Source organism: Ignavibacteriales bacterium (assembly GCA_026390795.1).
In the GTDB taxonomy this organism is placed as follows: domain Bacteria; phylum Bacteroidota; class Ignavibacteria; order Ignavibacteriales; family Melioribacteraceae; genus Fen-1258.
Window position 1 is genome coordinate 67,628 of record JAPLFG010000002.1, and the last position, 13,189, is coordinate 80,816.

Sequence of the window (13,189 nt, forward strand, 5' to 3'; positions counted from 1 at the left end):
TGAATGGAGGTAAAATGATTACTGATTCAATCAAGCGATTAATCGAAAGAGTTATTAACGTTTTTGAAACAGGAACTCCGGCCGGTAAATACAATCAAATTACAATACTTGCCGATGGCAAAAACGGAACAAGACAGATCACTTACGGACGAAGTCAAACAACCGAGCAAGGAAATCTTGCAAAACTTATTGAGCTTTATATTCGTAACAATGGTCTCTATGCAGAAAAATTCTCTTCGTACATCGACAAAATAGGCAAACAGTCGCTAACAGATAACAAAACTTTTAAAGACCTGCTTCGAACATCTGCAAATGAAGATCCAATTATGAAGGAAACGCAGGACGAATTTTTCGATTTAGCTTATTACAACCCCGCATTTGAATTCTTCACCAAGAATGGATTTGAGTTACCCCTAAGCCTGTTGGTTATTTATGACAGTTATATTCATTCTGGAAGCATTCCGCAAGCATTGAGAAAAAGATTCGGCGAGTTTCCTCCCGCAAAAGGCGGTGATGAAAAAAAATGGATTACATCATACGTTGATATCCGCCACCAATGGCTCAAGTATCATACAAATCCAATTCTCCAACGCACCATTTATAGAACGCAATGTTTCAAAGATCAAATTACCGCAGAGAATTGGATGCTTGATAAACTACCAATAATAGCAAACAGCACAGCGGTGAATGTTTAATGAGAATTGAAAAATGATAATTGAATTCTAAAAAAAATGATTACTGATCATCATATTGATTTCTGAACAAAAACAAATTATAAAAATTGTAAGGAGAACAAGCCATGGCAGACGATCAACAAATACCTCCCGATAATCTGAAATTGAAAGAGGCGGACGATTCAAAATTTGTAACTGAGGAGATTGGCGCAATGCGACCTATATTTCACAGATTACTAACCGGATGGAATATTGTTACAGGGATAGCTGCTATTGTAATTGCAATAGCGATCTGGCCTACAGAACCTATAAAGAATACATCTGTAAGTAATGTACCAAAAGACTCGACAAATGTAGCTGTTGCAGTTCCGGATTCATTGACTAAGAAAGTTATAACCGATTCATCAAAACAAGTTACGGTAACAAAAGTGGTAAGCAGTAAAATTGAGAGCAGTGAATTGGGTATAAAATTGCTGATCCTAAGTTTATTGTTTGGTATTCTTGGCGGAGCGACACACGGATTATCATCACTTATGGATTTTCGTGGACAAAGAAGGTTATTCCGTTCATGGAGTCTTTGGTACTTTGGCAGACCGATACTTGGCGGAATGGTTTCCATGATTTTTTACCTTGTCGTACGTGCGGGATTATTTTCCAGCAGCGCTTCTAGCATTGACGCAAATTTGTACGGTATAGCCGCGATTAGTACTCTGGTTGGAATGTTCACCGATCAGGCGACAAATAAACTTTCTGAATTATTCAAAACTATGTTCGTAACAAAAGGTGAAGAACGGGAAGGAAAGCTAACGCCGGATGCACCTAAGCCGGAAGATGAAAACAAGAGTTAGCAATTATTTTAGATTTTGAGAATACTAAATAGGAGAAAATATCATGCAACTTGACCACACAATTATTTTCCCAGCAAATGACGATGTATTAGCAAAAAAATTATTCAGCCATTTAATTTATGATGAAGATGTTATTGTGGCGATTGTACTTGGTAACGATGAACTTTCGCAAAAGGTTGTACAGCTCGTTGATAAAAGAGCAAAACCAGTTGTGAATGGATTTGCACGAAAAGTCGGGTGGGTAACGGACAGAAATATTCTTCAGAAAGAAATTAAAGAACTCAAAGCAGGATCTGCGGATATCTCGAAGGAAGATCTTAATAAGGTGATGGTTTTCTTTGTCACTTTAGATAATAAAGTCTGCAAGATTTTACATAGGGAAGATGAGATTGATTTCTTGTCGGTGGACATGGGCTTTTTAGCTGCAGGTAAATTATGAGAAGCGATAAATTCTTTTATTTACTTAGTTTAATTTGCTTTTTACTAATTGTTCAAATTCGGGCTAATGCCCAGATTTTGACATTTCAGGAAACAGACCGGCAAGGTAAGGTTTTCGATATCGACTTTAGAAAATCAGCCTTCCCTATAGTTGATATCAACAGCACATTGAAAATTAGTATTGATAAAATTGCGCTAAGAGATCAAATGGGTAAATCCGTAAAGCTGGATGTAGAATCAGAACTCGGCAAGCTAAAGTTTATTATCGGCATCCTAAAAATTCAGAATAAAATTCTTGATCTTATGGGAGACACATCGAGCGATTACAAAACACGAAGAGAGAATATTGATTTATTCTCAACTAGTATGGGTGAATTGGAAAGTTATATCAGCCAAGATAAAAAATTGAGACAGATGGCAAACGAAATTCTGGGTAACGATGAAGATCCTAAAAAACAATATGAACAAATCTTTGATATCGTTAGACAACATATTAACGACCTAACTGACGAAATTGATAAGTCACTGAAGGAAAAAAGGGTTTACTTCCGGCTGGGCGGTTTTTTAAGAGACCAAAATGGAAAGACTACACCAATTCACTTACCGCAATTTGATACGTACAGTGACGGTGTCTTTACTGAAATTCCGAGGTTTGCAATGCCTGCACCTGAGAAGTTACAGCAAGAATTTCAAAATGCCTCCAAAGAAGCCGAAGATTATAACAAAAAAGGAATCACTTCATTTGATAGAGTCAAAACGCTTTTGAGTGATTTGAAAGATAAACTTGAATCCGGTTACAATTGCTTTAGCGATAGTCTCAAGAAAATTTATGATGTGAACACAAAAGATAATCGTTTAATTACTTTAATGAAGCCAATGCTCAATAGTGCGAATGCTTTCGCAACAGATGTTAAAAATCTTACCAAATTAACCCGTGAAATATCAAACTCCTCCGACCCGGTCGGCAGCGGACTGATGTATTTCACCGGTGCTATAGGAATTCTCAAGACTATTCAGACCCATGGAAAACTCCTCTCAGATCAATTTAATAGCCTCGAACAACAGAAAGGTAAGATTCAAGCTGTGCTAAAAGAAACAGTTGATAAGGTTATCAAAGATTCCAAAATATGTTTAGCAAACTTCGGTACGTTTCTTCAAGACAGTATCGGCATTAATATTTCGGAGCTTCAAAATTGGAATGCTGCATCCGTCGCAAAGCAGACTCAAGTCAACCTTGAATTCACCGATAAGGTAAAATTCATGTTGATGGAAGATATTCCGGATGCTACCGAAATTGATTTACGCAATACCGGTCAACGTTCAGCCGGTGATGAGATTCATTTTAAAGCTACTGTTGAGAATAAATCCGACGAAAATCAAACACCAATTACTATTGAACTTGAACGACGATCATGTACTATGTACCAGATCGGTTTGCATTCACAACTTTCAGCTGGAGTAGTCTTTCTAGACGCTATCAATAACTCAGCTACAAAATTGACAAAACAATTTCAGGCAGCGCCGTCTTACAGTTTATTATTCAAGTGGGGTACAAGAAGATCATATATTTATAATAAATTCTGGAATGTTGGAGTTGGGATAAATATTGCCGCACCCGATTTCAATCTTGACAGCACTCCCGAAATTGCTTTAGGTATAATGGCAACTACAGCATTGGATTATTTACAATTAGGATTTGGCCGGAACCTTGGAGTAGATGCCTGGTACTGGTTTTTCGGATTACGTTTACCGGTTGGTAGTATAACTTTAACGGGTGATGAAGATCTTTCATCGAACAAATAATTTCATCTTGATTAAGAATTGAGGAATTAATTTATGCCGCGCTCATGGATTCAAACACCTCAAGATAGTTCTCTTTCTGATAAAGAGGGCTGGACAAAATTCGGCCAAAATAAATACGCAGCATTCAGGCATCACATACTGGTAGTAGAAAGAAAAGAAAATATCGCAAAAAACGGTCCCGTAATTAAACAAATGGACTGGCCAGTGAATGCAAAATACAAGCTGGAAAACAAAAAAGGGAAGAGAGCAAATTTTACCATAAGTATTCAGGAATCCATTACTTCTACAATTTCCAATAAACTTTCTCAAGAAGTTTTAACGAAGATCGGTTCTTCTCTTGAAGCCGGAATTGCTAACTTGAAAGCGAATATTATTTCCGAGCTGCAAAGTAAATTCGGAGTTGAATTAATTACAACTTTACAGAATGATCTCTCGGCTACAAAAACTTATTCCACGGAAATTTACGTTGAACAATTAGAAGCAATCGAGTTTACTGTACCTGATCAAAGTAACTCAACGCCTACACGGTCAGTTTTTGCGTATTTAAAACTCCGTCCAATAGTTAAGGAATTTTATCTTTATCGAACGGAATACATTCAGCTTGAATATAAGAAGTCCTGGATTTGGCCCGATGTAAGAAAAACTTTAACACAATACGATTTAGATCTGCGTAAACCGCTATTCAAAATTGTTTATTACGAACCGGAAGACACAATTTCTTTTAGCTTTGATTCATATAAACCGGTAATCGAGGAAGGAGATTCAGTTACAAGTGAAGAATTAAATTCAGCATTTCCGTCACCTGCAAGAATCCAGTTGAACAAAACAATGGAACAACTTGCCAAGCTGGCGTTCCCGGTTTCGAAAAAAGAAAAACAATCTGCAGCCAAAGAAAAAACTCCAACAATTTCGGGAAGAAAAAGAGTAAAAGCCGTATTACCTAAAAGTGATATCAAAAAATCGAAGAGTAGAAAATAGAAATTCTGAATAATATTAAAACAAGAAAAACCAAATAGGCAATTGAAAGGGAATTAAATAAAAACCATTTCAATGGTTTATCAAAATAATGTCACATTCATTTTATAAAATATGGCTGCATGTTGTCTTTTCCACAAAAGAGAGAGAACCGCTAATCCCGGAAGAGAAAGAGAAAATCATTTATCAATATATATCAGATCAATTAAGAGAATTAGATTGCCCTGTAAGAATTATCAACGGAATGCCTGACCATATTCATTTATTGTTTTTACAAAACCCTAACAAATCTATTGCTGAAATAATTAAACAAATAAAAGGATCATCTTCACATTGGATAAACCAAGAAGGAATAATCCAACACCAATTTGCATGGCAAACAGGTTACGGGGTTTTTTCAGTAAGCGAATCGCAATTAGAGAAAGTTTATAATTATATCAAAAATCAAAAAGAGCATCACCAAAAGAAAACATTTACGGAAGAGTACGAATCATTTATTAGGTTATACAGTAATTAATTATGCAATGACTACAGCTAATCAAAAAGAAAAGTATCATGAGCCCTCTTTTCGTATTCCCTCCTTTTTAGATATATTGCACACCAAAAGAAAGAAATAGATGACAATCAATATACTCTTCATTGGCGATATCATTGGTCAGCCCGGGCTTAATATTGTTCAGCTCTACCTGCCAAGTTTGATAAAAAAATACAATGCAGATGTAGTTATTGTGAATGGCGAAAATGCTGCCGATGGCAAAGGATGTACCGAAAAGGAAGCAAAATTTCTGTTTGATCTTGGTGTTAATGTTATCACCGGCGGCAACCATACGTGGGATAAACCTCAATCCCAAGATTATTTGAAGAAAGATCCGCGTGCTCTTCGTCCGTTTAATTATCCAAAAGGGACACACGGAAACGGATATTATATTTTTGACAGCGGAATGGGAAAAGTTGCAGTTCTGAATTTGCAAGGACGTTCTTATATGACACCGATTGATTGTCCATTTCGCGGTGCTGAATTTGTTCTGTCCAAACTTAAACAGGAAACAAAAGTTATCATTGTTGATATTCATGCCGAAGCTACGGCAGAAAAAATTGCTCTAGCATATTTTCTTGATGGAAAAGTTTCTGCGGTAATCGGTACGCACACACATGTTCAGACATCGGATGAAAGAATTTTTCCAAATGGTACCGGATTTATAACCGATTGCGGTATGACCGGTCCATATGATTCGGTAATTGGCATGAAGACAGATGCGGCAATAAACCGGTTTCTTTATCAAACACCGCAGAAATATCAAACCGCTACCGATAATGTTCATTTAACCGGATTGTTTCTTAAAGTTGATTCAACAACCGGGAAGACGATAGAGATAGAAAGAATTTTTATGCCGGAATTTGAAAGGAAAGTGAACTCGGAGATGGGACTTTCTTAAAAGTAATTTTGTTGTCACACTGAGCGAAGACGAAGTGTGATTAGAATCTATAAGTCCATTTCTCGACTTCGCTCGAAATGACCTTACAATATTTAAAACGGTATTATGAAATAGTATGGCAGTAATAATTGATGGTAAGAAAATAGCAGCTGAGATTCGTGAAGAACTGAAGAGCAAAATCGAATGGCTGAAGTCGTTGAATATCCGCGTTCCCGGATTAGTGACAATCATGGTTGGTGATAATCCCGCGTCTCAATCTTATGTTAAATCAAAAGGTAAAGCATGTAGTGAAATTGGGATGCTTTCCAAAGTCGAAATTCTCCCGGTTGAAACTTCAGAGCAACAACTTCGAGAGATGATCGATAATTATAATTCAGACGATGATTACGACGGTATACTTGTGCAGCTTCCTCTGCCTAAGCACATCAATGAAAATAAAGTGATTGAGAGAATTTCTCCCAGTAAAGATGTTGATGGTTTTCATCCAATAAGTGTCGGTAATTTAGTGATTGGCAAAAACACTTTTTACCCTTGTACACCAAATGGGATTGTTGAATTGATAAAGCGTTACAATATTGAAACAAGCGGCAAACATGTTGTTGTTGTAGGAAGAAGTAACATCGTAGGCAAACCTGTTGCAAATATGCTGCTTCAGAAAAAAGAGGGCGCGAACGCTGTTGTAACAATTTGTCATTCAGCCGCAAAAGATCTTTCTATTTATACCAAAAGTGCGGATATTTTAATTGCCGCAATTGGAAAAGCAAATTTTATAACTGCCGATATGGTAAAAGAAGGTGTTGCTGTAATTGATGTCGGAATCAACCGGGTTGAAGATCCATCATTGCCCAAAGGTTATAAAATTGTCGGTGATGTTGATTATGAAAACGTATTTAAGAAAGCATCGTTCATTACTCCAGTACCAGGAGGTGTTGGACCAATGACAATTGCAATGCTGCTTCAAAATACTTTTCTTGCATATATAAAAATTACTAAACAAAAATTAGACTAAATAATGAGCTCAGGAATAATCGAAAAAGTCGTATCGCAAGTCCTAATGGAAAAATCATTACAGGACTTTTATTGTACCGGCGGAACATGTGCCGGATGGGAACGTAATGTCGTTGATCAGCGAACCGCCGTTAAGAATATTATTACCAACGGTGCAGAAAGAATTGCCGCAAGCATTGGAGTTGGTGAACATATTGATAAAGATGTTGCGCGGATGATTGACCATACTTTACTCAAACCGGACGCAACCCCAAAAGAAATTAAAACTCTTTGTGAAGAAGCACGCACATATAGTTTTGCTTCCGTCTGTATAAATCCGTCTTTTGTCCCGATGTGTAAAGATTTATTGAGCGGTTCTAAGGTGAAGGTATGTACGGTAATAGGATTTCCCTTGGGAGCTACAACAACCGAAACTAAACGCTTTGAAGCAGAGCAGGCGCTTAAAAACGGTGCGCAAGAAATTGATATGGTAATCAACATTGGCAGACTGAAACAAGGCGAAAATGATTATGTCTTCAATGATATAAATCAAGTTGTTCTTGCAGCCAAAAAATTCGGCGCAATATGTAAAGTTATTATTGAATCATCGATTCTAACAGACGAAGAAAAAATTAAAGCATGCATTTTAGCCAAAGAGGCAAAAGCAGATTTTGTAAAAACCTCCACCGGATTTAGCAAAGGCGGCGCAACTGCCGGTGATGTTGCTCTGATGAGATATGTAGTTGGCTCGACCGTCGGTGTTAAAGCAAGCGGTGGAATTAGAACCACTGAAGATGCCAAATTAATGATTGCCAGCGGAGCTGATAGAATAGGGGCGAGTGCAAGTGTTAAGATTGTTAAGGGAGAAGCTGTAGCCGCCGGGGGATATTAAAAATAGCTTTTAGTAATAAGCCGTTAGCATTTAAATTTTGTTATATAGTACAGAAGGTGTTTCGGCATTTCTATTTTTCCATTATTGTATAATTCGGAATGAAAAGGAAAATATTTTGGTTCTAAACCTACATGTAATACAAACTGATGACGGATTTACAGCCGAAGTGCCTTCAATCAAAGGATGCGAAAGCTGGGCTCATACCGAAGATGAAGTAATTGACAAAATCGTGGAATTGCTGAAATTTTATTTGCAAAGTCCATCCGATAAAAAAATGATTATTGACCGCGCCCGCAAAGAACATCCTTTAACTGTCTACAAAATTATTTTTGATAAGTGATGAGAAAATTTAAGACAGACGAACGGCTCCAAAAAATTATTTCTACTGCTGCTGCAAGACAATTTTCTCTACAGGTAGTAATGGAAAACATTCATGACCCGCACAACGTCAGCGCAATATTTAGAACTTGCGATGCCGTCGGCGTTCCGAAAATAAATTTGCTATACACTTTTGAATCGTTCCCACGCATAAGTAAAACTTCCTCATCATCTGCCAATAAATGGATCGATGTTCAAAAATATAATGACACAAAGAATTGCTATGACCAATTGCGGGCGCAAGGATTCAAAGTTTATGCAAGCATGCTTAATAAAAATGCCTTGAATATTTATGACATTGATCTGACTCAAAAAATTGCGCTTGTATTTGGGAATGAGAAACGCGGTGTTTCTTCTGAAGCTGAAAAATTTGCAGATGAAACTTTTTATATACCGATGAGAGGAATGATCCAGAGTTTGAATGTATCGGTTGCCGCGGCTGTAACTTTGTATGAAGCACAACGTCAGCGGGTAATAAAAAATATGTATGAAAAGAGCGAACTTGAAAAAAACGAACTTGATGCTCTAATTGATCGGTGGTGCGAAAAATGATCCAAAAATTTGAAAAGATAGAAAGTATCCGAGGCGAATTAGAGCTTCGTGGTGATAAATCAATTTCACATCGGGCAGTAATGTTTGCAGCTATGACAAAAGGTGCATCTATAATTCGTAATTGTTCCGATTCTGAAGATGTCCGTTCCACAATGAGTTGTTTTGAAAAACTAGGTTCTAAATTTGAGTTTGTAAATGATTCAATAAAAGTAGCAGGAAAAGGTTTTAAAGGATTTTCAAAACCGGAAAGTAATTTATATGCCGGAAATTCCGGAACTACTGCCCGTTTAATCAGCGGAATATTATCGGCTCAGAATTTTAAATCGGTTATTACCGGAGATGACTCTCTTTCCAAAAGACCAATGAAAAGGATTGTTGAACCACTAAGAATGATGGGAGCGGATATTTCCATCGGTGAAGATGGTGTAATGCCGATTCATATCAGTCCGTCTTCTAATATTAAGGCAGTTAACTACAAACTGCAGGTCGCAAGCGCACAGGTCAAAAGTGCGATGATCTTATGCGCAATCCATATTGATGAAGAATCGATAATTACTGAACTGGTTTCAACCAGAAATCACACAGAAAAACTTCTCGGTTTGAAAACAGAAAAAGATTCTGATGGAACAAAAATATTTGTTTCAAAAAAAAATTATCCTCAACCATTTGAAATAACTGTCCCATCCGATATTTCAAGCGCATCATTTTTTATCGTTCTGGCTTTACTCACTAGAAATTCTGAGATCATGATTAAAAATGTGTCACTCAACGAGACTCGGACCGGTGTTATTGAGGTACTAAAACAAATGGGCGGCAGCATTAAAGTAGGAAATTTGAGCGAAATAAAAGGGGAGATGGTTGGTGATCTCCGGGTTAAATCTAGTAATTTGAAAAATATTTCGATAACTGAAGCAATAATTTCCAACATAATTGATGAGATACCAATTCTTTCTGTAGCCGGTGTTCATGCCGAAGGTAATTTTAGAATATCCGGTGCAAAGGAACTACGTGTTAAAGAATCAGATAGGATCAAATCTCTCTGTCAAAATTTTGCGAAAGCGGGATTAACAATTTCGGAATTCGAAGACGGTTTTGAATTAGGCGGCAAAGTTTCTGATAAAAATGTAACGTTTGAAAGTTATGGTGATCATAGAATTGCAATGGTTTTTGGAGTGATGAGTATGCTAATGAAGAATGGCGGAAATGTAAATGATTTTGAAGCAGTTGCAGTTTCAAACCCGCAATTTGTGGCTCAGATAAATAAACTTCGTCATCAATAATCTAAATTCTTTCCTCCATAATCGTTCCACTCAAAATTACATTTCTAATATTTGATGTTCGAACTTGTTGATTGCAAGTTCATTGAAGATCCACTCGATAATATCTATTCCGTATTTATTTGCAAAATAGATCCAGTTCAATTCACGCTCTTGAAGATTACTGTTAGGGAAAAGAACATTCCGGACTTTGCTTACCTGCCGTATTGTTGAATCGTATTTTCTTTTCTCGGATTCCAGCGCTTTCGCTTTCAAATAATTTAATGTCTCGTCAATCCGCTGTTTCGATTTTTGCGTCAAATCGCCAAGAGTTTTATCTATCAAAGGCAAAATGTGCTGAAGCTGATTCATCGAACTATTTATTTCATCGAAAGAATTTTGGAAAAGAGTTTCCAGATTTATTTCTGAAGATGCTGCAACAATTTTTTGAATTAGAGCTTCTTCTTCTGTGAAAATATCAACGTATTGTAAATTGTTTTTTTCTAGGATAGTCTGAACGCCTTTTTCTACTATTGTTGCAGATGAACGCGGGTAGATAAACGGTTCTTCGAGATCATAAATCTTATACAGCGGAGAAACTTGTGCAAAGTAACTTATCTCGCCAGGTCCTCCGACATAAAAGGCAGTGGGAAAAAGAAAATCCTGGCATATTGGTCTAAGTAATACATTAGGACTGAATTTTTCAGGAGAAGCCTCAAGCTGTAAAAGTAATTCTTCTTGAGTAAATTTTTTACGTTTACCTTTCAATCTATATTCACCCGTATCGGTCGGTTCGATCGATAGGCGTTCCTTCTCTTCAACATAAAATAAATTGATCGGTTTTACTTTTACCTGTGCATGATAAACTTCTTCAAGTTCAGCGCTTCGTTCAACCAGCAAGCCGGTATGATTCCCGAATTCACAAATCTCTTTAGCGAAGAGCGGTGAAAGAATTTTTTTGACTGCATGGTCTATAGGATTAAAGACTATTAAGCCGTAGTCATCAAAAAGTTTTATCATCAATTCACGGAATGATTCGAGAAAAGTTTTATCAGGTTGGTAAATAGAATTTAGTAACTCAAGAAGAGGAGCTTTGAATTCCGTCTGGCGTAATCCGGCATTTAATTCTGTGAAAACATTTTCTAAATTCTGATTGAACTTCAATAATCCAATTGCGCCTCTGTTTACTTCTTCAAGTTGACCGTCGTCATATTTTAAATTGACTATTTGGTTTTCATTATTAAGAAGCGAAAAATTTCTTGCTTCATCGTAATCATGATCGTCACCCTCGAGCCAGAAAATCGGTACGAAATTATAATCATCATAAATTTCTTTAAGGTAACTGCAAAGTTTGATTGCTGTAATTGATTTGTAAATTGTGTAAAGAGGACCGCCAAAAATACCAAGCTGCTGCCCTGTAACAACCGCAATGGTCTTTTTCGAAGTAAGCAGTTCAATATTTTGTAAGGTCTTTTTTGACGGCGTCTGAGCATGGTACTGCGATTTAATTATATCATGAACTAATTCACGATGCGGTCTTTCTCTTTCAGCTAATTTCTCAAAGAGTGGAAGATACTGATCAACAGCTCTAAAATTTTTCCCATAAAACCGTTCAACGTTTTCAAATTCGTGCAAATAATCGAGAAAAAGATTTTGATGCGCCGGGATATCATAAAAATTTATATACATTCTATCTTCCTTGATAATTAGAAATTGCTATCTTGCAAGTGAAAAAATATTAATTGAGAGATCTGAAATATTCAAATTGTCATTCTCGTGTAAACGGGAATCTCTTAAAATTACATTGGATTCCCACTTCCGTTTGGATGACTGATGCTAAAGAATAATTTATCAGAGACCTCTAATTGTTACTCTTCAACAATACTTATTTCAATTACAACATGAATTTATAAATTTTTTCTTACAATATTAAGATAGAGTACAATATAAATCTGTAAAATCGGAGAAAGCATGGGAGATCAAAACATCATTTCTGTTGATTTTGGCGGGACAAAAATATTATCCGCCTTAATAAACGTAAATAATGAAATTGTATCGCGCTTGAAAATTCCTACGAATATCGAAAAAGGAAACGAATTTTTGGTTAAGTCAATTGCCAACTCGGTAAAAAAAATATTGGAAGAGAATAAATTAAATGAGCATGATGTAAAAGCTCTTTGTCTTGGAGTTCCCGGGACTGTAAATCCTTTCAGCGGATTAATTGGAAATGCACCGAATCTTGGCATTAAAGATTTTAATATAAAAGAAGCTCTGTCCAGAGAAATTAATATCCCGGTATTGATCGAAAACGATGTTAACCTTGCTGGTCTTGGAATAAAAAAATTTGAATTAGGTGCCGATGTAAAAAATATGCTTGTCGTTTTTGTTGGTACCGGTATCGGAGGCGCATTCTTTTTCGATGGCAAATTATACCGTGGTTCATCATTTTTTGCCGGCGAGATTGGGCATATAATTGTCGAGCCTAAAGGTGAGTTCTCTACATTTTCAAACCGGACAACTTTTGAAATGACCGCAAGCAGGACAGCTATAGTGCGTGAAATAATAAGAGGCTTGAATAAAGGGAAGAAGAGTATTCTGAAAGAATATAAATCGCCTAAAAAACAATTGAAGAGTAAAGCGCTTGCCGATGCATTGAAAAAAGAAGATCCATTGGCAACAAAATGTGTAAGTAAAGCTGCAGTAACTATAGGAACCGTACTGGGAAGCATAACAACATTACTTAATATTGATACCATCGTACTTGGCGGCGGTGTTATAGAAGCTATGCACGAATTCATGGTGCCAAAGATTGAAAAAGCGTTTAAGGAATCTGTTCTGACTGACGCGGGAAAAATTGTAAAAATTTTTGAAACGAAACTTGGCGATGATGCGGCTCTTTACGGCGGTGTTGCTTTAGCGGAAGAATTCTTAAAATAATTTATTAATGAAT

The 13,189-nt window shown here is 36.6% G+C and carries 14 protein-coding genes; 13 read left to right on the top strand and 1 reads right to left on the bottom strand.

Going from position 1 to position 13,189, the window contains the following annotated elements; all coding sequences use genetic code 11:
- Window positions 1–14 precede the first annotated feature (14 nt).
- The 12 genes from NTX65_02530 (at window position 15) to aroA (ending at window position 10,263) form a co-directional block, all read left to right on the top strand.
- Entirely contained in the window at window positions 15–695 is a 681-nt protein-coding gene (locus NTX65_02530) for a chitosanase (protein ID MCX6168187.1), read from the top strand.
- 104 nt (window positions 696–799) lie between these two features.
- Window positions 800–1,522, top strand: a complete 723-nt coding sequence (locus NTX65_02535) for a hypothetical protein (protein ID MCX6168188.1) — start codon at window positions 800–802, stop codon at window positions 1,520–1,522.
- A 43-nt stretch (window positions 1,523–1,565) separates the two neighbouring features.
- A complete protein-coding gene (locus NTX65_02540) occupies window positions 1,566–1,961 on the top strand; it encodes a hypothetical protein (protein MCX6168189.1) in 396 nt (131 codons plus the stop codon).
- Complete coding sequence (locus tag NTX65_02545; GenBank protein MCX6168190.1) at window positions 1,958–3,763, top strand: hypothetical protein; 1,806 nt, start codon at window positions 1,958–1,960, stop codon at window positions 3,761–3,763. The genes NTX65_02540 and NTX65_02545 overlap by 4 nt, the downstream gene beginning before the upstream one ends.
- A gap of 33 nt (window positions 3,764–3,796) precedes the next feature.
- Window positions 3,797–4,741 (top strand): hypothetical protein, encoded by a 945-nt coding sequence (locus NTX65_02550; protein MCX6168191.1) that lies wholly within the window; start codon window positions 3,797–3,799, stop codon window positions 4,739–4,741.
- Window positions 4,742–4,829: 88 nt separating this feature from the next.
- Complete coding sequence (gene tnpA, locus NTX65_02555) at window positions 4,830–5,255, top strand: IS200/IS605 family transposase (GenBank protein MCX6168192.1); 426 nt, start codon at window positions 4,830–4,832, stop codon at window positions 5,253–5,255.
- A 100-nt stretch (window positions 5,256–5,355) separates the two neighbouring features.
- Complete coding sequence (locus NTX65_02560) at window positions 5,356–6,174, top strand: TIGR00282 family metallophosphoesterase (protein ID MCX6168193.1); 819 nt, start codon at window positions 5,356–5,358, stop codon at window positions 6,172–6,174.
- 115 nt (window positions 6,175–6,289) lie between these two features.
- A complete protein-coding gene (folD, locus tag NTX65_02565) occupies window positions 6,290–7,183 on the top strand; it encodes a bifunctional methylenetetrahydrofolate dehydrogenase/methenyltetrahydrofolate cyclohydrolase FolD (protein MCX6168194.1) in 894 nt (297 codons plus the stop codon).
- 3 nt (window positions 7,184–7,186) lie between these two features.
- The gene (gene deoC / locus NTX65_02570) at window positions 7,187–8,053 is read left to right on the top strand and encodes a deoxyribose-phosphate aldolase (GenBank protein ID MCX6168195.1); all 867 of its coding nucleotides are present in this window, start codon (window positions 7,187–7,189) and stop codon (window positions 8,051–8,053) included.
- Window positions 8,054–8,168: 115 nt separating this feature from the next.
- Window positions 8,169–8,393 carry a hypothetical protein gene (locus NTX65_02575; protein ID MCX6168196.1) on the top strand — a complete coding sequence of 75 codons (225 nt, stop codon included), beginning with the start codon at window positions 8,169–8,171 and terminating at the stop codon, window positions 8,391–8,393.
- Window positions 8,393–8,983, top strand: coding sequence for an RNA methyltransferase (locus tag NTX65_02580; GenBank protein ID MCX6168197.1), 591 nt, complete (start codon window positions 8,393–8,395; stop codon window positions 8,981–8,983). The genes NTX65_02575 and NTX65_02580 overlap by 1 nt, the downstream gene beginning before the upstream one ends.
- Window positions 8,980–10,263, top strand: coding sequence for a 3-phosphoshikimate 1-carboxyvinyltransferase (gene aroA, locus NTX65_02585; GenBank protein ID MCX6168198.1), 1,284 nt, complete (start codon window positions 8,980–8,982; stop codon window positions 10,261–10,263). Before NTX65_02580 ends, aroA begins: the two co-directional genes overlap by 4 nt.
- 36 nt (window positions 10,264–10,299) lie before the next feature.
- Here the strand turns inward: aroA and bshC are convergent, their stop codons facing one another.
- The gene (gene bshC / locus NTX65_02590; GenBank protein ID MCX6168199.1) at window positions 10,300–11,928 is read right to left on the bottom strand and encodes a bacillithiol biosynthesis cysteine-adding enzyme BshC; all 1,629 of its coding nucleotides are present in this window, start codon (window positions 11,926–11,928) and stop codon (window positions 10,300–10,302) included.
- Between the two features lie 282 nt (window positions 11,929–12,210).
- On the opposite strand from bshC, the gene NTX65_02595 reads away from it, so the two are divergent.
- Window positions 12,211–13,176: an ROK family protein gene (locus NTX65_02595; protein MCX6168200.1), complete on the top strand. Its 966-nt coding sequence runs from the start codon at window positions 12,211–12,213 to the stop codon at window positions 13,174–13,176.
- Window positions 13,177–13,189: the final 13 nt, after the last annotated feature.